Raw genomic sequence first — 22,509 nt, forward strand, 5'->3', positions numbered from 1 at the left:
TTTATTTTAAAAGTGTGATCCTACTTAAATCGTAATCTTGGCTTATCCCTTTCGTTGCATACTCTCCTGCAAATATAAAGTTAGGATTAATAGAATAAAATTTTCCATCTATACAAGTCCGTACTCGTAGTTCAGGGAAAACATCCTCTATTCTGCCAACAATTGCATAAAGAATAGGAGCACGTTCACTTTGATCATCTAAATCACTTGGTTCAGCAGAGAAACGATGATGACTGTGTATCTCCATAACTTTCATAGCGATAGACTGCATCTCTATATTCGTTTCTGGGATTACAATTTCAGTTGCTACCTGCTGAGGTGGAAAATCCATAAAATAACCACGCTCTTTATTGAAATAGATATCAGCATGCAATTCGCAATCACATTTACGAGAAATGGCTTGTGCAATAATAATAAAGTCCATTAATAGTGTTCTCGGAATAAAATCCCCAGGTAAAAAGTGATTCAGCCAAGTACTAAGAAAAGAAAAAGGACAATCTGAAATGGATTGTCCCTCTACAATACTTGCTCCTTTTGCGCCGACAGTTAAAATCGGAAGTAGTGCATTTGTATCCTCATCATATTTAATGACAGTTAAGCCTTTAACAAATGAGGGATAACGATGCTCTAATTTTACGCGGATATCCTCTGCTTCTATTTTTCTTACATCTGTTGAATCCCCATTTTGAACAGCGATTCCATGTATAATTTCTTCTTCTGTAAACCAATCTACTAATGGTATATCCCCAAATACTACGTGGCGAACAACCGTTGTTGTATTGATTTTATCTAGACAATCTGTAGATTTTGTAGCCTTAGCTTTCTTACTACTTTTTGTCTTACCTTTTGCTTTTTCCTTTTTTTCTTCCTTTTTAGCAGTGGCTTGCTCTGAAGCAGCTTTTTTCACTGGTACTGTTGTTTCCTCTACTTGTGTTTCCATATCAAAAAAATCGAATAAGTTTGTCATAATAAAAAATCCTCCTAGTATCTTTGCTTATATATAGTTCTGCTATTTTCAGAAATTCGATGTACTCAATTACTGTCTGCCAGTAACTTATTTTCCATTAAAGTTAATGGCCAAAGTGGTAAATCATTGACTCTTTTGCCATCTGAATTTTGTGTAATACCCTTCTCGTTTAAAAACTTAATAATTCGTTGTCTTTCTCTCTCAATTCTCATTCGTGTTTCATAATCTAAATACACCGTATTTCCTCCTAAGCATGTTGGATCCAATGTTTATAATCTAAACTCCAACAAAATTATTATTCTTAATAAATACTCCCCTGCTTCTAATAAACAATCACTCTAAAGAGCGTGTATTAAAAAGTCATTTCCGATTCCATTAAAATAGAATCATCAAAACTTTGGTTTTCAAATCGTTTAAATAGCTCTCCAACTGGTTCCGTATGAGTATGTGTAAGGTCGTGATTAAAAGAACTTGCAAAAAATAAAACATGAAATGTTTCTAAATCTTTTAAAGTCCGGAATTCAGGTATCACAACTCTACCTGTACATACAGATCCACTAGGATGAACATTAGAATATGGAAATTGATATAATTTCATTCCTTCTTCTAACTCCATATCTTCTTTTACAGCAAAGACAGAGATATTCGTAACTCGTTTTTGGTACACCGTATAACGAAATAATAGACGTGGAAATCCTACTTGTTGAAACGGTCGTTCAAAAAAATGAATATCCCACTGAGCCTTTGGTACTTCAATCCAAACAGCTTGTTTATCTCCACTCTTAGATAACACCTCGTGTTTTATACAACCTTTTGGGAGTACGCCACTAGAGTAATGAGTATTATCTTGTGTACCCTGCTCCATAACTTCTTTTAAAGCTAAATAAAAGTCCTTAAAAGTAACGGCAGTTTCTCCACGTGATAATTCGTTGTTAAATTGCTGAATGGTTACAATTCCTTTTGGCTCTAAAGCATCAAATATTGCTACTGTCTTCATTTGTTATGTCCCCCTGCGTATAGATTGTTTCCACTAAATCTAGTAACATCTCAAATTTATATGGTCCGTATAATGGTTCCTGGCCATAATAGAGATACAGAGATTCTTCATCAATTTGATAAGAATGCTGCACTGGATAACAATCTAGTAATTTAGAAATTTTTTCTTTATGCTTCGGTGATATGCCGTCTATTGTTTCAGCTATAGCACCCCATGTGTCCTCTGCTGCTTCCTTTATTTCCTTTAATGGTATGTCGAATAGTGTAGAGAGCTTTTCATACTCTTCTTCATCAATTGGAAAAGCTTCTAAGCCCATATCTTCGATCATGTCCGTACCCAATTCTATAAATCCTTCTTCATGGTCTAATTCATAGATATTCTCTCGGTCTAAATACGAGGGAGAATACTGTGTTACATCAATCGAAAGCTCATGCATGCTTTTAAAGTAACGTAAGATATGAAATTGACATGAATAAAATTTAGATAGATTTATGTTTAATAGGTTCATGGAAAGTAAGAAGATGACAATCGTATCTGTTGATTCTATGTCCTCCCACCTTATTGTTTGGTTTTCATCTAGAAAGTCCACACAAGTTTGGATTTTACTAATTGTTCCATGAGAGATTTTGTTGAAATCTATTTCTATATCTTTAGAAAGGCTTTCTAATATATATATTTCCTCTTGATATCTTTGTTTAATTTGTTCCCAACTAACGATGCTATAAGTTTTGTTTAACTTAAGTGATAGTAAGTAGTTTGACATCGCTACATTAGATGAATAGCTAAATAATTTCTTCATTTTTTGGCCCTCTGTACTAATTTGCTATATTTTTTGTTAACTGTATCTCTTCAAAGATACGAAGTAACATCTCAATTCGTTTAATTGCTGGAAAATATGTATCATCATCATAGAAAAGGTAAAGTTTTTCCTCATCAGCTTGGTAAAGCATACGTATATCAAACTGATTCTGGATTGACTGAAAGAAACTTTGATTCTCTATCTTGATATTAGAGAGCATTTCACCAATTGGACTCCATGCATTCTCAACAATAAGGTTTATCTCATCCATAGATATATGAAATAAATTCGAATATTGGATTAAGGTATCTTTATCGTCGCTATCTACCTCTTCGTGATGTAATTTCATATCTTGAAGTAAGTCATCACCCCAGCTTTTAAATGAATCCTCACAATCGTATTCTTCGAAATTATCTTGTTCTAAATAAGTTGGGTAATAATCTTTTACAGGAATCCCCAATTTATACATACGTATAAATATCTCCATAAGATAGAATTGCGATGTATAGAAGCAGGAAAGATCAGTATCTAAAGATGTTTCCGCAATCATAATTATTTCAAGTAAGGTTTTCGAATCAATTAAACCAATTGGGAAATTCGAGTCTTCCTCTAAATAAGAAACAGTAGCCATTACTTGTTGAATGGATCGTTCTGAAATCTTACTGAAGTCTATTTCTCTTGAGTGCTCTAAACAATCTAATATATAGATTTCTTCTTCATGCTTCTTATCTGCAAGTAATTCATGCAGTAAGTGAGCATTCTTTTGCATTTTTAACGAAAGTAGATACTTTCTTACTTTCTGGTGATTGTATGTAAATAATAATTTCATACCTGGTTCCCCTTCGTCTTTTCTCGAATCATTGCCGCAAGACGGATTATAATTTCATAATAAGAAAGTACCCATTCATCAAATGAGTACTGTTCATAACCATCCTCTAGAAATTCAATCAAAATATGACTGGGATACGCTTCACTTTGATAGGTGTTAAACGAAAATTCATGTAACACGAATTGAAAATCAGATTGTGTTATATGTTCCGAGCCTATACATAAATAGTAACCAGCTGTATCGAAGTAACATCCTTCCGCAGCCATAGAACTAATATCCGAAGCGAAATTCGAATACATGTCTTCTGAGCTAAATAACGTCCCATCTAACAGGTCTTCTTCAGTTCCAAAGGCAAAGTGACAAAATATACTTGTTTGCTCGTTAAAACGCGCAAACGACTCGAATAATAGTTCACTTGTGATATGCAACTTGTCCCTGTGAAAATCATTGATATTGATTAAGAATGGGATGTTATATTTACGAATTAATTTTTGTATGCGTAGTATCCGTATGTATACTTTCATCTCATTTCCTTGATTAAATAAATATCTCATCTTCTAGCCCCTGCTTTTCCACATCTTCTAGTTGTTCAGTGAAAAGATGTAAATGTAGCATTTCTTTTAATTCACAATCTGGACCATTTATACGAAATGAATTATCACTATAAAACGTGACATAATGTCGTAGCTGCTCAAATTGCTTTTCAAATTCATCTATATGTTCTAATGGTATGTTTTCTAAATCAGGCATTTCGTTCGCAATAAATCCATTTATAATCAATTCAAAGGATTGACGAAGTTCTTGATTATTAGGAAGGACTTCTTTTGACTGTAAAAAGTCAAAGAAGTCACTGTGATTCATACTCATTTGGATGCCCCCTTACACGCGAACCGGTAGAATTAACTGCAGATTAGAGTGAGTTGTATCCTCTGCTCCCACTACCACGATAGGTCTCTGATTACTAATCATTTTTATCGCGATTGTTTCAGAAGTTATCGTTTGTAGTGCTTGTAGCAGATATTCCACATTACAAGCCAATGTAAATGCTTCTACTTGATTACATGGAATTTCTACACTTGCAGTACCTACTTGAGAATTTTGTGGTTTAAGATGGATGCTTTCTTTTCCTTCTGACGTAAGTACGATTAAGGAAGAAAATGCTGAAAGCTGCTCCAACGTATTTTTAAATTCTTCACGTGATAGTTGTATTTCACTTTTAAATTCGTCGGGTACCATACGTGCCGTATCGGGATATGTACCAGCTAGTAATCTAGACTGATAGATAATACTTTCGCCACGGATCAACAGCTGTGTATCACTAATGAGCTTTAATTGTAAATTTGTTTCACGATTAAAGAGCTTAAGAGCTGTTTTAAGAGACTTAATTGGTAACACGACTTCACCATCTTTTGCGATAGTGATCTTTGTACAATCAAAATGTAAACGGGCTAAACGGTGAGCATCAGTTGCTATACTAAAGAACTTATCATCAACTGATTTTAAGTTCACACCTGTTAGAATCTTACGTGTATCCATTGCAGGAATAGCATGTAACGTTCCGTTGGCCATTGATACAAATTGTTCTTGTGAAAGTGAAATCCAATCTTCCCCTGCTTCGATTTTAATTTCAGGATATTCTTCGTGATCCATGGTACAAAAGCTAAATTGTTTCTTCTTACTTTCTACAATCTTTAGCTCATTGTTTTTATGTTCAAGACCGATGAATTCACTTTTGAATTTCTTAATCGTTTTAAGTACCGGAGCAGCTGCAAAAAGCACCTTCCCCGGTTCAGTACAATCCCCACTGTTTACATTAAAGCGAGTTACTAATGTTACTGTTTCTGTACCGTCTGAACCCATTAGAATCATTCCCTTTGAATTACAATCCAATAAAACACCTTGTAATGCCGGCATTGGGTTTTTAACGTCTACAGTAGCACTTGCTTTCTCTAATTTTTCAATAAATAATGTACGGTTAATAGTAAATTTCATAATAAATCCCTCCAAAAAGTAATAAAAAAAGAACAGACCTCATATCCTGTTCATTCGTTTTCCTGCTATAAAACAAAGCTTTACGCGCTTTGTTGTTTTTTTAACTGTTGTATGAGTTGATGAATGGCTTCTGTATGATCATGAAGTAACCATTCTCTAAAGGATGTAACATCACCAGGAATAAGAGCTGATAACCACCGGTTAAGCTGTTTCTCATTTCCAGGACGGATATTCTTCGCTTCGTGAATCAACTGTAAACTAGTTAGAATTCCTTCTAAACCACCAATCGTCGTATCCTCAAATGTTCTTGCTTGCGCATTATAATTGTGATTATAGGCAAGTAGAATTTCCTTGGATGTAATACTTAATGGTTTTGCAAGCTCTTGTATGTTTTGAATTAGTACACCTAGACTTACTTGGCCATTCGATGGTTCCTTCTTTGAACTTCCTTGTTTATGTTTTTGCTGTAACATAGTAGGTGGTATAAAATAATATCCTTTCTTTTGATAAGAAATATAGATACTATTTGGGCCATTACTACATGTAGAAAGTTCTACTTTAGTAGGTTTTACATTATAATACCGATAGGTAAGCCAATTCTTCAGCATTACCTGTTAAGAGTGGCTTTTCCCCCGGTCCACACCGTACGTGAGACTTTCACCTCATACGGCGCTCCATCTAATAATCAAATAGCATGAATTTTGTTCCTGAATCGTTTCAGTTTATTAATTTCCTTATTATTCAAGATGCTGCTCATATCAACTTCATTGTGTATTGCCTTGTGAATTTCCTTATCTACACAGGCTAGATTTGGCAGCTTATTGACTTCTTCTAACGGGAGATTAGGATTAATGTGATGAACATGCAGGTTGTGCTTCCCAAGTGGGACTCCTGTAATTCTACATTTTCCTCTATCTCTGTTGAACGCATATCCTCTATTCATAAAGTACTCAAAATTGTATCGGGGTGAATTCACAAGTTTTTTCCTGACTTTCTCAAGGAGAGAGAGGCTTGTAATTTCATCTAGTCTGACACTGAACTCCTTTGTTCCCTTTCTTCGCTCGATTAATTTACGTCCCGAAGGAGAGTATGGAGTTTCATTTTGAACCTTTTGTTTATATAGGTTTTCGTTCATCTTGGTTAGGTTTAAATGCATAATGCCAATGTAGCCAACTTCGGTTTTAATAGCTAAAGTCTTTTGTGTCCGTTTAGGGTATTTGTCCGCAAGGTTAATACACTTGTTGATAGGATGTAAGACCCCACCACGCCTAGATAGAAGATTAAAAGTCTTTTTTCTTAACTTATAACCTTCTCTATCCATTATGGGAGATTCGGTGGCATATGAATAATAATTTATTAATCCTCTAACCTTTGAGTTATAGGCTAAGATTAGCTGTGCATTACTCAGTTTATCGTGGCTTAATCTTTTGCCGAGAGAAGTGAGTGTGGCTCTGAGTTCTTTTACTTTTCTTTTAATCTTCTTATCAGAAGGAGTTATTTGGCTGATATATCTTGTCTTTTTATCCTTCTTCTTTTTTCCTTTTACACCTTTTAAGACTACCTTGTATTTGAAGCCAAGAAATTCTATTGGCTTATGCCTGATGTTGGTTATTCTTGTTTTCTCTTCGGATAGTTCAAGTTTAAGTTCTTTCTGAAGAAAATTCTTGATAACAGTCTTCCATCTATAAGCATGGGATTTGTTATTAGTGACTAGAACCCAGTCATCAGCATATCTGATTAGATAGCCTGGCTTAAGGTTAGAAGATTTTAAACCTCGTAATTTATGATCGTGTTTCGAATACTCATGTCTGGTTGTAAATTCTTCAAATTGCTTGGCAACCCATTTGTCGAAGGAATGTAAGTATACATTTGCTAAGAGGGGGCTTAATATGCCACCTTGGGGTGTACCATTGTCATTTCTAATGATATTTTTGAAGATTCCAGCTTTGAGGAATTCCGTTATTAGGCACAATATTCGTCTATCTTTGATTCCCATGCTCCATAGTTTTTTTATAAGAATCCTATGGTTTACTTTGTCGAAGAATTGACGAATATCACCTTCTACGATCCAGTGATACCCAGTGTTATGAACAAGGACTTTTACTCTTTCCAACGCATGATAGGTAGTTCTTTCTGGTCGAAACCCAAAGCTGTATTTGAAGAATTGTGCTTCGAGTACAGGCTCTAAGACTTGCTTCATCATTTGTTGAATTATCCGGTCTTCTATGGTTGGAATACCGAGAGGTCGTTGTCCGCCATTAGCCTTTGGAATAAACACACGTTTTATTAGGTGCGCCTTGAAATTTGTGAGTCTACCACGAATTAACTCGATAAGTTTTTCTTCGGATAGTCTGAGGTAGTCTTGGATTGTTTTTCCGTCTACCCCTGGAGTCATGGAGCCTTTATTGCTTTTTAGCGAGTGTATCGCAGTGACAATATTAGGTTTTGACATCGCAATTTCAAGGAGAGATGTGTGTTTGATTCTCGTCTTTTTTTCCATATGCTCTTTTGTTTTTGAGTACAGCTTGTCTAATGTTCTCTTTAATTCTGTTTCTGATTCAAGAGTATTTTCTAGTTTTCGCACCAAATTGCATCACCTCTTTTGCTGAGATTTTGCTCTAAGGTTTAGTCGGTTACTGTTACACATTCCTAGAATAATTTTGCCTTTGCATGATTATTAGACTTGGGCCCTTCCCTCTAGTTATATTACATAACCTTCTTTGGTACTATGACCCTACTGCCATTGGTGTTAAGGAACTTCAGTATTGTATGTGTAATACCTTATATCCACGAACCGATAATTAACCATCGTATGACGTTCTCACCAACTTCAACTGTTCCACATGTTTTAGCCTTACATATAGCCTTAGGACTCACCTTTATGCCGTCAGTTACTAATGAACTAATCGTAATTTGATTCATTAGATGAATAGGGTATAGTCCCTATCCGCAGATTTGATATACCTTATTATCATTTCCACAACTGAAAAGGTATGGTTTTACCTCCTCCATATTTCTAAGGAACGGATAGTATCGACACGTACATTCAGTGATTCGCCAGAATCTATGATTCATTCTATCCATAGCTATTTTATGGCGTCCCGATTACTTTTCTTACCATGTTCCCTGAGGAATTTAGGTTCGATTTTCACCGCCTTCAACGGGCTCATAACAATGATAGGGTTCTCTATTATTGCTATCCGTAGTATTAGACCTTTTCAAGAGTTTACGATGTTCTTGCAAGACTTACTTCCGAGTCTTGATAGTCAAACATGCAGTTAGAACATTTTATAGTTCCCTCGCTTTTATATAGTGTGTTTCCACAACTTTTTGTGCGAGAACAGTTCACACAAGGTATCTTCCTACGCCCCAAAGCACAGCAGCTCTTTTTAAACTATTTGAAAAGCCACCTTTTACAGAACTATAGTCAGATTCTTCACTTCCATCCTCTTTTGATATCCAACGTTCATTCAAAAACACTGATATGGTACATTTCGTTGCTTTCTCACCCCATTTTTCATACGACACCTGCCAGTTATCAATACCAAAGACTTCATCAAATCGGTCCTGAATGGCGCGTGCGTCAACAAATGGAGCTACAAACGCAAAAAAACGACCTTGGCTTTCAAATGTATTTATAATTTTCCATCCTAATTGTTCGACAGGAAATTCAGCTTGTAAACTTTCCATTATATTTGTCATAATAATCCTCCTGTATTACTTGTTATTTCGAATCTGGGTGTTTCCACTCTTTCTTTCGAAATTCATCAATCATTTCACATATAATTCCTCTGTTTTCATGAAGCAGCCAATCCTCATGGGAAGTAATATCTTTCCCTGATTGAATGGATAGACGCTTATTCAAATCCTCTATACTTTTACAACTGATATTCCTTGCTGCATAAATGAGACTTAAACTTACTTTTAAATCTCTTAAATAAGAAATGGTAATATCCTTAAATGTCGTAGCTTTCGTATTGAAGTTTTGATTGTGCGCTTGCAACATTGATACAGAACTGATCCATAAAGGATTAGCTAGTTCTTTAATTTCTTTAATAATGTCATGTAAATGAGCATCATTTTGTAATTTCCTTTGTGATTTTTCCATGACTAAATTCATGATGTTTCCCCCTAATTAATAAAATAATTGCCTAAAGTGCTGGCTATACAATAACTCCAAACTTGAAGACAACACAAAAAGGGCTTCTTCAAGTCGATTAAAAATGTGTATAGCAAAATAAGCTATATATACACTAATCGGCTCAAAGAAGCCCTTTCATAAATGAAACAAGACGCAACTTGCTTCTACAACTCAACCACAACACAAAAAAAGGTGTGGGAATAAACGGAATCAATTAAACAATAAATATATCTGTATATTAAACTATCTTTATTTTTAATGCAAGTAAAAAAGAGTGAAACAACCGTATCACTCTTTCATCCATAGTATATTATTTGCTCCAAAATTCATTATAATACCAAGCTCGATAAGAAATATGTTCTGATACATCCATTATTTTCATACGTCTTCTATGATTTTAGGGTGAACAGGTATACTATATATCTTCGCATCGTCTGGTTTCATCATATCTTCTACTTCAATTTTTACAACTTTTAGATGGTACGGCATACGACCATTACTAAAAATATCCCCTACACAAATTGTCCAAAGACTTGTTTCTATTTCAGTTACATTATTCATTTTATATTCTCCTCTATAAATTAATAAAAAAGACATTGAACAAATACGTCCAATGTCTTTTTCCCTCTTATATACTAGTTAACTCAAAGTATAATTTTTCTGGTTTTCCATACATGCTAATTTCATTTTGATATACGACAGCTAATGGCTGAGGCATCTCAATGCTTTCCATATAGGATAATGAAGCAGCTGCTTCTATTTTTTCTTTAATCTCATTAGGAATGGCTGAATAAGATAAGCTATTCATTTTACTTCCTAATTTAGTATCTGTAGCAGCTTCATAATAAATTTCGGTAATTATGACCTCATTATCATCTGGATCATACATATATCCTCGGTTAACTGTAATCATATTGTAGTGCTCCTCTCAGGTTTACATTTTCTAATTCCTTGTGCTTTTAGCATTGCAACAAGTACCTTACTTATATATAAATCCCATATTTTCTATAGTTGCATTCCATTCTATAACTACTGTACTATGTCTCTTTTATAAATTGTTCTTAAAAACGGAGAGTTCAGAAATTCTTAACAAAAGTAGGATATGATAAAGCCCTGGATTTGGTTATAATTTCTTACCGCTTTTAATATTTGAGATTCTTTAAATTTGCTTTTTTACAGTGTAATTGCATAGACCCAGGAGCCTTTTTCAAGCCTGAATGTATCAAGATCTTTATCTATACGATAGAAAACATTCAGTTCATACTCTGAAACTACTGCAAAATACATATAAACTGTCCCTTTACCTAAATATTCAATTCTCTCAATTGACAAAGAGAACATATCCCTCATAAGTTGTTTACAATGTAAAATCTCTTTTAATTCTTTTTCAACATTCATATATATACACCTACTTTATTAAATTTTTGGTAGTAAATTTGCTATAACACATGGTAAATCTACAATCTTTTGACGATGATAAATTTCTTCTACTGTGTCATAGATTGCTATATGCCCATAATCTACCTTTACTCGCTCACGCAAACCTAATCGATTAATATTAACGTACTCCACTTCTCCATAATCACTCTGCGCTTCCATTAAATAAAACCCTACTGCCTCATATGGACTATTGGCTGCAATAATTTTTATAGCAAGTTCTTCTCCATAACTAACCTTATAAAATTTCATTTGTACTTCCCCCTTGAAATAGAAAAAAGCACCTTAAAATTGTGCTTTAATCACTTTTATTATTCGTTTAGCCTAAATGGTCTAATACATGTATTTCCTAACTTAAAGACAACACAAAAAGGGCTTCTTTAAGTCGATTAAAAATGTGTATAGCAAAATAAGCTATATATACACTAATCGGCTCAAAGAAGCCCTTTCACAAATGAAACAAGACGCAACTTGCTTCTACAACTCAACCACAACACAAAAAAGGTGTGGGAATAAACGGAATCAATTAAACAATAAATATAGTTATATATTAATCTATTTTTATATCATATTCAATTGTTTTAAGGAAACAAAAATAAGAAGGGAATTTATATATAGTTGTTTTATGTACCATATAATAATGCCCCTGTTTCAACGTTTATAAATCCCCTCTTATTTCAGTTCTTGTTGTTACACCATGTACTGCATTTCAAAATAAAGTTTTTCTGGTTTTTGATTTTGGTCTAAATGACATAGTATTTCTGGAATGGTTTGTTCTTCTACTTCCATACTTTCCATATAAGACATACTTTCGTTTTCTTGAACTTTTTTAAAAATGGAAGTAGGTAGTTTGTCTGCAGAAAACACACCCATTTTGCTTCCTAACTTTTGTTCGGATGCAGCGTTGTAGAAAATTTCGTTCACAATGACCTCATTATCATCTGGATCATACATGTACCCTCGTTGTATACGTAGCAATTTGTTACTCCTTTCAAATATATTCCTTTACACGAATGTTTATATTTGTATATATTGTTTTTCTGTATAAAGGTGTCAAAGAATATTATTTCGTAAAATCCGTAATTTGTATAGAGGGAGATACAGGATAATTCGTTTTCTTAAATTTTTTTTAAATATTCCACGCTTTTTTATATAACAAACAAGCCACCCTTTAAAATGAATCAATAGCTTGTAAGGGCGGCTTAGTTTGTTGCGAATAGCTTTGTATTTAATTGTTTAATCTCTCCTTCTGCAAGGGGCTGGTAAAATGCATGTTGTAATCCTTGTATATGCAAGGTTTCTCCTATACATAACAATACTTTACCAGGGAGCAGGTCGAGTAATAGTTCATTATTAATTTGCTTTGCTTGGTTTTCAGTAGAAACATAGATAACTAACACTGTAGGATTGTTTCCTAAATCTTGCATAATAACATCTTTTCCTGATTCTACGAAATCTTTCCATCGAGCAATAATTCGTTTTAAACGATCCTTTTTATCTGTTAGTAGAGTGGAGTATACAACGAAATTAAATATGTGATTTACTCCGCCTTGCACTGCAAAACTTAAAGGAGGGGTAAAAACCCCTTTACTAATAGATGGATGCATAATATGACCTAAAAACGATGGAGCATAACGCAGGTGGCAGATTAATTCTATATCGTGCCAATAACGTAAGTGAACATATTTACCGTGATTATCAATTCGTTCTGGGGCAAAGAAGAACATATTTCCTTGCCAGTATTTTAAAAATTTGTAACCATTGTCGGATAACGTATATGTTTCTTCAAAGATCTCCATTTCAAAACTCTCCACTTGCCATTTTTCAATTAGACGGTAGTAAAGTAATCCTTGAAGTGCATCATTTATTTTCTTACGAGAATATTTATCCTTAAATAAATATAATAAATGATTAAATCGAACAGATGTATGAACACCAATGAAAGCAAGTAAGGCATACTGTTCTTCTGTTAAACGCTGCTTAAACTTAACCAATTCGTCAAAAGAATGGAATACATAGGTTTTATCCAGTTCATGTATCCGATATATTTGAAGTCCCTGTACATCCTCACTTGATAAATGAGGAATAGAAGGGACATAAGTGGGCAATTGTTTCTCTATTGTACGCATAGTCATCCATTAAAATTGGAAAATTGACGAATTAGTTTTTTTACTTTGTCCCTGCGGATAATTTAGGATACGCACTGTACCTTTTCTATTTTTCGCGTCGATATTAAGCAGCTCACATGTAACAATCGTTTGATTTTTCGCATCTTCTACAGTTGGATTAGCAAGATTACGGCTCTTAAGTCCTTTAAACTGAATTCCTGGTGCAACCTCTACGAAAATACCCGCAATAGCGTCTACCCCTACAATTTTACCTACAAATCGGTCACGGCGTTTCTTTAGTTCTAACAACTTTTCAATTGGATCTGTTTCTAGTTTCTTTTTATTTCCTCTAAATTCATAACGGCCATTCTTTTCCCCTACTTTATCGATGATAAGTTCTACAACATCACCAATGACAATATCCTCCGGACGGACGAATGTATAGGACCAGTGTGAGTACCGTACACCTATTGTTACACCGTGTACTTCAACTAAGACTGTTTGTGCAGATGGGATATGTCCTGAAACGGTTCCTGTGTATACCTTGTTGCCCTCTTGCGCTGTCACTTCTTCATATAATCTTTTTTGAAGTGCCAATTCTCCTGCAGTGATAGATACAACAGCAAAGTTGCCTTCCTCCGTTTTTTGGAAGTGTTCAATGATTAAAGGCTTGGTTCTACCAACTAGCCATTGAGGATTTTTAGGAACATTTATACCTGCCTCTGTAATGGGGCAATATGCTGTTGTATGAGTACCAATTTGCATTGTAAGTACTTGTATACGCTCAGACTTTCCGTTTTTAGTTGGGAATAGCTTTTCAGATACGACTGTAATCAAGCCTTTTCCTACAGTACGCTCACGTTTCATACGGGCTAATTCCTCTAGTTCATGATCACGTACTCGCTCAAATTGATTAAAGTTTGTTTCTAGCACTGTGTCACCTTGTAGGTTCTCTGCTTCAAAAGCCATTCCAAGTTCTTCTACAGTTTGAGTGTTTGTCTTATCTTCTGCCATTATATTTTCCTCCTAGAACGTAAAAAAGGACACACCTGTACCGTTGGGATGGTACGTAAGGTGTGTCCTTCACGTAAATTATGGTTTATTTATATAGTTGTTAATACAAATATAATGGTATTTCTACTCAAATGCAAGAATAATTTTAAAATCATAAGTTTGCTATAGGTTAAATCAAAATCTAGAATGCAGCCTTACTAGGGGGACCGCTAGTATTTCGGAAAAAACACGCTAAGAGTATGCATAATTTTATACAATTTTTCGAGTAATTCAGTAACAAACGAGAACCCTAAAACCGCGCCAAGATAGGAATGTATAAAAAATTGAATAGATCCATAGAACAAAAAAAAGCGGACTCCCTGTGAGAGTAAGGGCCCGCTTTTTTCCTCTCTACCAATAATGATGCGTTATGTTAACTGTACTTGTATACAATATACAAAACAAAAATACTTTTTTAGATGCAAACACATATAAGATATCTAAAGTTATAGATGAACAAAATGTACTATTGAAGAATATATAAAATATATATCAAATATATATCAAATATAGTACAAGCCTATTCATTACATCCTTAGTAAAAATAAAATTTTATGGCTTTTGGAGGAAAACATATGCCCAAAAAAGTTCTCTTGTTTACAGATTTGGGAATTGATGATGTGTTTGCTATTCTGTACACCTTTTTTCGTAAGGATATCCAACTTGTGGGGATTGTAGCGGATTATGGAAATGTATCGAGAGAGAATGCTATAAAAAATATTAACTATTTGAAGTATATTTCGGGAAGAAAAGAGATACCCGTATTTCTCGGTGCTTCTGTACCTTTAACAGGTATATTGGTTCAATATTTTCCTGAAGTACATGGAAAAGTAGGACTAGGACCTATCATTCCACCTGAAATCCCTTATCCAATTTATCCCATAAATGATATTTACAAAATTATAAACTCAAATTTAGACGATCTTACAATTATCAATTTGGGAAGACTTTCATCATTGGCTACGTCATTTATTTTGAATTTAGAAGCAATGCGGAATGTGAAAGAATACATTTGCATGGGTGGAGCCTTTTTTTACCCCGGAAACGTGACTGCTGTGGCTGAAGCTAACTTTTACGCAGACCCTTATGCAGCAAACTTAATTCTGCAGCATGCGAAGAATTTGACAATTATTCCATTAAACGTCACCCAACACGCGATTGTTACACCTGAAATGGTTCAACAAATTGATGCATTTCACCGGAATACACAAGACCTTGCAGGACTCATCATCAAACCTATGTTAGACTACTACTATAATTTCTACTCTAAATCGAATCCTGGCATAGGAGGAAGCCCTATGCATGATTTTGTAACAATATGGTATTTGTTGAATCCAGATGCAGTTCGTCTGTCAAAAGTGCCCATCAAAGTAATTCCCGATCAAGGAGAAGGATTTGGTCAAAGTATCGCAGACTTTCGTTTTGTGACAAATCCAGGTTATAAAACACATAATATCGCTTTTCAGTTCAATTATGAAAGATTTAAGAGAGATATTATGGAAACATTTTTAAGGAAAAGACTATAGCATATCCTAAGTAAAGATAAAAATACATATTTAAAAAAGAATTATTTATAGTTGGATGTATTGTAGTTGCTATGAGTTTACTAAAATAGAACTTCCTATATCGAGAATTATGGTGCGACAAGAAGTCGCATTCCCACAGGGTAGCTTCTGCTACTAGATTAGATGCAAAGTCTATCTCCATCCGAAACTGCGGACTTGGTAACGGGCTCGTGGGTTGCATGAGGAAATGTGGAAACAGAGAGTCTGTACATGACTCGGAATACCGCTAGGAGAAGACAGGTACGGTGAACGAGAGTGAAGGCTCGTAAGCTTCGTAATCGTTAGCTTGGGATAATGTACAGCTCTACCCAGGTCTTGATAAGAGGAAAGGCATTCTCATAATACTGCCGCGTTGCATCCCGCAACTTATCCGGAGTAAAGAGTCCACCTAACCCTGTCGTATCTGTGGAATGTGAAACTTGGTAAGCCCTATGTCATCTGCGCAAGCAGTAGGATGACTGTAAAGTCAAACGATGTGGCAGAGGGTAAAGGATATAAGAGAAAGCAAAAGCCGCTAGCCGAAAGGAAACAGGAAAGCATAGAAATATGTATAACTGAGCGGATATTGTCGTCCTTACGGACAAACCCATGACAAGCCTGAAAGGGAGCCCACTTCTTATAGGTCTTCAACATGGAAATACATTTGTAAGTTATCTTCTGACGAATAGGAGCGTGCAGTTATGAACACCTCAGAACGAGCGTCGGCGCACGTCTCGTATACAAACTGGAAAGCAGTTCAGATGTATGTGACGAAGTTACGACAAAGAATTTACCGTGCCGAACAGTTACAGCAACAAAGAAAGGTAAGAAAACTTCAACGCTTACTCATGAGAAGCGAAGCAAACTTACTGTTATCAATTAGACGAGTAACACAGCAGAATAAAGGAAAGCGAACAGCAGGTGTTGATGAACATACAGCCTTGAGTCGCAGAGAAAGAAATCTTCTCTATGAGCAACTCAAAAAGTTAAATACGCTACAACACCGACCAAAACCAGCAAAACGTATATACATTGTGAAGAAAAACGGAAAATTGCGACCGTTGGGCATCCCAACTATAAAGGATAGGGTATATCAAAATATAGTGCGAAATGCCCTTGAACCACAGTGGGAAGCCAGATTTGAAGCTATTTCTTACGGGTTTCGTCCTAAGCGAAGTACCCATGATGCCATACGAAGCATTTTCAATAGAATCAACGGGGGCACAAAGAAGAAATGGATATTTGAAGGAGATTTTCAGGGCTGTTTTGATCATCTCAACCATGAGTGGATACTCAAACAAACTTCTTACTTCCCAGGAAGAAAACTATTGAAGCGATGGCTCAAGATGGGATACATGGAGCAAAGCTTTTTCGCGGAAACGCAAGAAGGTACTCCGCAAGGAGGAATTATCTCGCCACTTCTCGCTAACATTGCCCTTCATGGAATGGAAGAAACCTTGGGAATTACTTACAAGAAAAACTATAAAGCTAATGATAGTTATATTATGAATCCTGCTTGCAAATTTACCCTTATCCGTTACGCAGATGATTTTGTGGTCTTAACGGAGACAAAAGAACAAGCACTCTCTGTATATATGAGACTTCGTCCCTACTTAAAGGACAGGGGATTGGAATTAAGCCCTGAAAAGACGAAGGTTACACATATTGAGGAAGGATTTGAGTTCCTAGGATTCTTGATTCGGCAGTACCAAACTGAACAGGGGAATAAACTGTTCATCAAACCAAGTAAGGGCAGTAGACAGAAAGCGAAGAAGAAAATTGGAGATACTTTACGTGTCATGAGGGGTCAACCCATCGGAGAAATCATCCGAGTGCTTAATCCTATTATCAGAGGATACGGGCAATACTGGAAACATGTCGTTTCTAAGAAAATCTTTGGTACAATGGATAGCTATATCTATTGGAGAATCGGCAAACATCTTCGACAGCTCCATCCAAAGAAGTCGTGGAAATGGATATATGCAAGGTATTACAGGCATCCACATCATGGTGGAAATGCTTGGACACCAACCTGCCCGAAAACAAATATCCAACTCTTACATATGTCATGGATTAAGATTGAGAGACACAACATGGTGAAATTCAAAAATAGTCCTGATGACCCAACATTGAAAGAATACTGGGAAAAAAGAGACCGTAAGGTATTTGATACGGAAAACACGATGGATAGAATGAAGCTGGCTAGAAAACAAGGTTACCGCTGCGCTATCTGCAAAACTCCACTACAAAACGGGGAAAAGGTAGTCGTAAAAGACATGCCTGTTCCGCAACACCTCATATTGTCTAATTTAAACTTAAAATTAGTTCACTTACCTTGCCTATACTAAAGGGACTGAAATCGGATAAAAAGAAGGCTTGAGCCGTATGATGGGAAACTGTCACGTACGGTTCTGAGGGGAGTTGGGGGCAGCGATGCCCCCCGCTTACCCGACTAAATAAGCTGCCTATATGGGCAGCTTATTTTATTTTTGGCTTAGCGTGGTTTTTTCCGAAATGCTGGCTATACCAATACTAGATTTAATTTAAGATTTACAAACTATTAATCAAAGAAATTATTCAATTCCTTACTCATTACGTTCGATGTTTTGGGCTTTGGTTTCTCATTTTTATTAAGCAGCGACTGCGTAGTATTATTCTTATTTTTTTGATGAGATTTTAAGTGCTCTTGGCGTTCTTTATAACTCATAGGTTTATATTCTGGTTGCTTCTCATCATTTTTCGAATGCTCTTCTCTATTTTTTTCTAAGTTTTCTTGTACCGTAATACTAATAGATTCGTAAACTTTTGCTACATCTTCATCTAGCTTGTTTTCTTCGATATGATTAAGCGTTTCTTCAATTGGAACCGTGTTGATTTCTACATGTGTTTCTTCTAGCTCTGTTATTGTAACGGGAAGTGAAGTAGATTCTATACTTGTTTCTGCAGTTCCTATCATTGTAACGGGAAGTCCATCAGATGGGAATTCTTCAAACAATGGTTCGGTCTCAACAGGAATCACGGAATGAATAATGGAATCTTTATTCCAATCTTGCTCTAACATAGTAATAGATAATTCTTTGTTTAGTTCTGCTACCTCCATGTTTATTTCATAGCATTCTTCCATAGGAGGTAATGCTATATCTATGGTTTCTTTAATATCTTCTTTCACGGCCGGTTCTTTTATTTCAGAGCTTATACTTTCTACATGTGTTTCTTCTGCTATAACAGGCAGTTCACCATTTCGTTGTAAGGCATCTATTAATCTCGATGCACGTGTATAACTAATTTTAAACGTGTCTTGTAGTACAGATATAGAGATACTTCCCGATTCCTTCACAAAACTTAAAACATCTTCGTATAGAATATCCTTAAAGGAGCTAGTTTCCTCTTGTTCGATTTCTTCGCCTTCAATTGGAATTGCTACTTCCGGTGAAATAGTATTGTCAGGTGAATGAGTAGTAATAACACTTGTTTCTTCTGATGTACTACTATTATTTGAAATTAATACTTTACGAGGACCATCCCCTGTGTAAGAACTTACAACTAGATTTTGTTCTAACTTCTCAATATATTGCATAGATTTCATATAGCTAATCTTGAATTTTCTTTGCAGAAGAGATGGCGAGACTTGTTGTGATTCGATAATAAATTCCTTAATATCTTCATACAACTTATTTTCAACTTCATCATCAACATTCCCCTGCTGGTTCATTGCTGCAGGATCATTAGATAAGGTTTCATTTTGAGACTTTTGTCCCTTATAATCCTCCAATGATACAATGTGTTGATGCTCCTCGTTTGTTTCTATGGAGTTATTCTGTTCAATCTCACCTTCTTGTATAGGTGGTAATGGTTGTATTTTCTTCATGTTTTCTGCATCTACATGCTTCATAGGATTAGCTTTTTCTATAGATTCATTAATAAGGCGAAGACGCTCATTTTCCCAATATTCACCTGTTTTTGTATCTACTTGAATAATTGCTTGGGCAAATTCTTCTTTTGGTACAAAGTTACTTGTGATTTGTTGTACAGGTTGCACATGATTATCTTGTACGATACGAGCAGCACAGATGAATGCCCCTTGTGCCATGATATCTCCTGGTGACATAACAACTTCTTTCGTTTTTTGATAGGTTGATCCTAGTCGACTAACTGGATTCTCTTGCATAGGAGAAATGCCCTGTTCGGATTCTGCCTCTTTAAATTCCTCTTTCTCACCAAACATGTCAGAGAAAATTTTTGCATCATATGGTGTTACATCTCCAAATATCATTTTGTTACGGAATGAACCTAGTAAAGTAAACATGTATTGCTCTGTGAAGTCGAGAGCTAATTGCGATAGTGTTTGGCTAGCGATTGTTAAAATTACTTTATATTTACGAGATTGTGCAGGGAATTCTTTAAACGGCCGCACAACGTAATCCGGAAACTCATCGACAATAATATGATGGTAAGGTGAGACGTTTGGATCTCTACGGAATACTGCATTTTGCATACTTAACAATACAAATTTTCCTAATACGTTTGAAAGGTCTGCTAATTCTCCTTTTGCCGTATTGACTAACAAAATCCCACCCTGCTCTAAATGAACATCGAAATCAAAATCGGATTTTCCAAATAAAACACGTCGTATTAAAACGTTTGAAGCTAAATCTTTTAATATGTTGCGTAAACCTTTTACATATTCTTCTTCTCTGTCATAATGCATCGGTTGTCCGCGGTATTTTCCCGATTTATAAACGGCTGGTTCACCTTGAAAATCCAGCTTTTCACGAATGGTATTATCAAACCATTCGTCTATACCTTTTATAATTTTATATTCATTTTTTTGGTCACGTGAAGCTGCTCCACTTTGAACAAAATCATATAACTTTTCGACCTGTACCTTTAATAGCTTATGCATTCGGTGAACACGTTCTACATCGTCATACATCTCAATCAAATCGTCGAAGGTAACATCTTTTTGTGGGTTGTGAAGCTTTAATAAATAGATATGTTGTTTAAGGTGGTTACGCTGCGCTTGTTCAAAGAATGCATTGTTAGATTCAGACAAACCTTGAATAACCATTGCGAAAACTTCTGCTACTTTATCTACTGGTCCTCGCAGAATGTTTATATTTTTGGTATCAGGATTAGTTGGATCAATGTAGTAAACTGCACTTTCAGGTATTTTATGTGCTTGCACTAACTTAAAAACCTTTTGGCATAAATCATTACTCGGTTCGATAACAGTCACACCATTTAAAAATGTTCCTTTTACTTCTTCTGTATGATAATCCTTCTTTTTAAAGACATTTATGAACTTATTGATAAAACGCGCCATCCAATGTAAATCTTGATTAATCATGGGAATAATTAAACTAGATGTTTTACCAGAACCAATAGGACCAATAATAATACAATTTAACGTTCTATCTTTCCCCTTAATACGAACCATCTCTTTATGCTCAATATGCGGTCCAATTTCTACATCAGGATATATTTGTTCTTCTTGGCTATTAAACCATTTTTGTAATTTGTGATTTTTATATTCGTATTTTTGTACCCACTTTAATATCTCTTCTCGGTAGCGAACAATATGCCCACTATACCAAAGTGTAAACAAAATCATAAATACTGTTGGTAAAAATACAAAAATCATAGTGAGTGTGTGAAAATTACCTGTTAAGACATGACCTAAGGCTTCATACTCACCAAAATTAAGATGTTTTGATTTATCCGCTAGATAAGGAATAACCTTTGCATGGATCGGAGCAGTTGCAAACCATAAAAATTGAATATCAACCGCAAAGTGGGAAGCAACCAAGATTATTAGTTTCCCATTATTTATATGTAAAGCTGGAATACGGCTGTAAAACCTAAAGCTAAACTCTCCTAATAGTAAAGAAAAGAACATTAAAATAAGCGGTACATATGTAATTTCTATAGGATAAGACGGTGGTTCAAATGCATAGTAGAGTAACTTGATGTAGTTTACTAAACCGAATCCAAATGAAAGAATAAATCCGCTAATTAAGCCGATTGTAGTAAATAACGGTAATCGTTGTTTAAATGTCTCCATATAGGCTCACCTACTTCTTACAGATATAGTTGAGCTTTATGTTTAAACTGGAATCGATTATTGAATTCTGGTTGGAATAGTTCCTTTGATTTTTCGAGAAAGAATTTTGCTGCATCTTCAGTTTGTTTTAAATATAAATCAATACTCTCTCTTTCACAGAGTTGATTGTATTCTTCTTGAGAAAGTACCGCGATATTTACCTCAATCTTTTTATCCGTTGCCGTTTCAATTATGACATCGTACCAATAGAAATTTGGTTTCCCTGGAATTTGGATATCTTGTAGAGAAACACTAAACGTTGCCCCCTCTTCTGTAATATGATTAAGGACTAGTTCCGGGTTTTTAAATGCTTCTCTAGCAGAGAGCACTCCCCCAGTAGTAGTAGTTGCATATTGTAAATCCATTTTGATTTTCCACCTTTCTCCATATAAAAAAAGGCAAGCGACACCCACTGTAAAAACAGCGTGTGTCGCTTGCCTTAATTTCATATGTTCTGATTTGATTGTAGTTTTTTGTGTTTAGTTCAAACGTAATTCTATCACCTTAAATAATAAAAATCAATAAAATTGTATAAAAGTATA

21 protein-coding genes and 2 pseudogenes are annotated in these 22,509 nt (G+C 35.2%); 2 read left to right on the forward strand and 21 right to left on the reverse strand.

Features of this window, described 5'->3' with window-relative positions; translation table 11 throughout:
• Position 1: 1 nt before the first annotated feature.
• The 19 genes and pseudogenes from NST14_RS29280 to NST14_RS29370 form a co-directional block, all read right to left on the reverse strand.
• Positions 2–967, reverse strand: a complete 966-nt coding sequence (locus NST14_RS29280; RefSeq protein WP_000182855.1) for a hypothetical protein — start codon at positions 965–967, stop codon at positions 2–4.
• A gap of 65 nt (positions 968–1,032) precedes the next feature.
• A complete protein-coding gene (locus tag NST14_RS29285) occupies positions 1,033–1,203 on the reverse strand; it encodes a hypothetical protein (protein WP_000280379.1) in 171 nt (56 codons plus the stop codon).
• A 116-nt stretch (positions 1,204–1,319) separates the two neighbouring features.
• Positions 1,320–1,964: a hypothetical protein gene (locus tag NST14_RS29290; RefSeq protein WP_000859312.1), complete on the reverse strand. Its 645-nt coding sequence runs from the start codon at positions 1,962–1,964 to the stop codon at positions 1,320–1,322.
• Positions 1,942–2,763, reverse strand: coding sequence for a hypothetical protein (locus tag NST14_RS29295; RefSeq protein ID WP_000732880.1), 822 nt, complete (start codon positions 2,761–2,763; stop codon positions 1,942–1,944). The genes NST14_RS29290 and NST14_RS29295 overlap by 23 nt, the downstream gene beginning before the upstream one ends.
• Before the next feature lie 16 nt (positions 2,764–2,779).
• The gene (locus NST14_RS29300) at positions 2,780–3,592 is read right to left on the reverse strand and encodes a hypothetical protein (protein WP_000770659.1); all 813 of its coding nucleotides are present in this window, start codon (positions 3,590–3,592) and stop codon (positions 2,780–2,782) included.
• On the reverse strand, positions 3,589–4,146 hold the full coding sequence (locus NST14_RS29305; protein ID WP_001269722.1) for a hypothetical protein: 558 nt from the start codon (positions 4,144–4,146) through the stop codon (positions 3,589–3,591). The genes NST14_RS29300 and NST14_RS29305 overlap by 4 nt, the downstream gene beginning before the upstream one ends.
• Positions 4,130–4,459: a hypothetical protein gene (locus tag NST14_RS29310; protein ID WP_000062335.1), complete on the reverse strand. Its 330-nt coding sequence runs from the start codon at positions 4,457–4,459 to the stop codon at positions 4,130–4,132. Before NST14_RS29310 ends, NST14_RS29305 begins: the two co-directional genes overlap by 17 nt.
• Before the next feature lie 12 nt (positions 4,460–4,471).
• Complete coding sequence (dnaN, locus tag NST14_RS29315; protein WP_000673198.1) at positions 4,472–5,584, reverse strand: DNA polymerase III subunit beta; 1,113 nt, start codon at positions 5,582–5,584, stop codon at positions 4,472–4,474.
• An 80-nt stretch (positions 5,585–5,664) separates the two neighbouring features.
• Positions 5,665–6,192: a hypothetical protein gene (locus NST14_RS29320; RefSeq protein ID WP_000917103.1), complete on the reverse strand. Its 528-nt coding sequence runs from the start codon at positions 6,190–6,192 to the stop codon at positions 5,665–5,667.
• Positions 6,193–6,269: 77 nt separating this feature from the next.
• Positions 6,270–8,168 (reverse strand): group II intron reverse transcriptase/maturase, encoded by a 1,899-nt coding sequence (ltrA, locus tag NST14_RS29325; RefSeq protein WP_002019929.1) that lies wholly within the window; start codon positions 8,166–8,168, stop codon positions 6,270–6,272.
• Positions 8,169–8,935: 767 nt separating this feature from the next.
• A pseudogene (locus tag NST14_RS29330) lies at positions 8,936–9,286 on the reverse strand (Rad52/Rad22 family DNA repair protein); the annotation flags it as partial.
• 22 nt (positions 9,287–9,308) lie between these two features.
• Positions 9,309–9,704, reverse strand: coding sequence for a hypothetical protein (locus NST14_RS29335; RefSeq protein ID WP_001055070.1), 396 nt, complete (start codon positions 9,702–9,704; stop codon positions 9,309–9,311).
• 331 nt (positions 9,705–10,035) lie between these two features.
• Positions 10,036–10,286 (reverse strand): annotated as a pseudogene (locus NST14_RS29340) (hypothetical protein).
• Positions 10,287–10,353: 67 nt separating this feature from the next.
• On the reverse strand, positions 10,354–10,638 hold the full coding sequence (locus tag NST14_RS29345; RefSeq protein WP_000633806.1) for a hypothetical protein: 285 nt from the start codon (positions 10,636–10,638) through the stop codon (positions 10,354–10,356).
• A gap of 260 nt (positions 10,639–10,898) precedes the next feature.
• Positions 10,899–11,123, reverse strand: a complete 225-nt coding sequence (locus NST14_RS29350) for a hypothetical protein (RefSeq protein ID WP_001100171.1) — start codon at positions 11,121–11,123, stop codon at positions 10,899–10,901.
• Positions 11,124–11,141: 18 nt separating this feature from the next.
• Positions 11,142–11,414, reverse strand: coding sequence for a hypothetical protein (locus NST14_RS29355; protein WP_000675279.1), 273 nt, complete (start codon positions 11,412–11,414; stop codon positions 11,142–11,144).
• 438 nt (positions 11,415–11,852) lie between these two features.
• On the reverse strand, positions 11,853–12,116 hold the full coding sequence (locus NST14_RS29360; protein ID WP_002020034.1) for a hypothetical protein: 264 nt from the start codon (positions 12,114–12,116) through the stop codon (positions 11,853–11,855).
• Positions 12,117–12,364: 248 nt separating this feature from the next.
• Positions 12,365–13,291, reverse strand: coding sequence for a hypothetical protein (locus NST14_RS29365; RefSeq protein ID WP_001259100.1), 927 nt, complete (start codon positions 13,289–13,291; stop codon positions 12,365–12,367).
• A gap of 9 nt (positions 13,292–13,300) precedes the next feature.
• Positions 13,301–14,284: a hypothetical protein gene (locus NST14_RS29370; protein WP_000796697.1), complete on the reverse strand. Its 984-nt coding sequence runs from the start codon at positions 14,282–14,284 to the stop codon at positions 13,301–13,303.
• Positions 14,285–14,898: 614 nt separating this feature from the next.
• Here NST14_RS29370 and NST14_RS29375 point away from each other — a divergent pair.
• Together NST14_RS29375 and ltrA (NST14_RS29380) are read left to right on the forward strand one after the other, a co-directional pair.
• Positions 14,899–15,849, forward strand: coding sequence for a nucleoside hydrolase (locus NST14_RS29375; RefSeq protein WP_001125083.1), 951 nt, complete (start codon positions 14,899–14,901; stop codon positions 15,847–15,849).
• A gap of 719 nt (positions 15,850–16,568) precedes the next feature.
• On the forward strand, positions 16,569–18,215 hold the full coding sequence (ltrA, locus tag NST14_RS29380; RefSeq protein WP_001097732.1) for a group II intron reverse transcriptase/maturase: 1,647 nt from the start codon (positions 16,569–16,571) through the stop codon (positions 18,213–18,215).
• 212 nt (positions 18,216–18,427) lie between these two features.
• Here the strand turns inward: ltrA (NST14_RS29380) and NST14_RS29385 are convergent, their stop codons facing one another.
• Positions 18,428–21,928: a DNA translocase FtsK gene (locus NST14_RS29385; protein ID WP_000447304.1), complete on the reverse strand. Its 3,501-nt coding sequence runs from the start codon at positions 21,926–21,928 to the stop codon at positions 18,428–18,430.
• A gap of 17 nt (positions 21,929–21,945) precedes the next feature.
• Entirely contained in the window at positions 21,946–22,332 is a 387-nt protein-coding gene (locus tag NST14_RS29390; RefSeq protein WP_000365750.1) for a hypothetical protein, read from the reverse strand.
• Positions 22,333–22,509: the final 177 nt, after the last annotated feature.

It is taken from the genome of Bacillus sp. FSL W8-0519 (genome assembly GCF_038005585.1).
In the GTDB taxonomy this organism is placed as follows: Bacteria; Bacillota; Bacilli; order Bacillales; family Bacillaceae_G; genus Bacillus_A; species Bacillus_A paranthracis.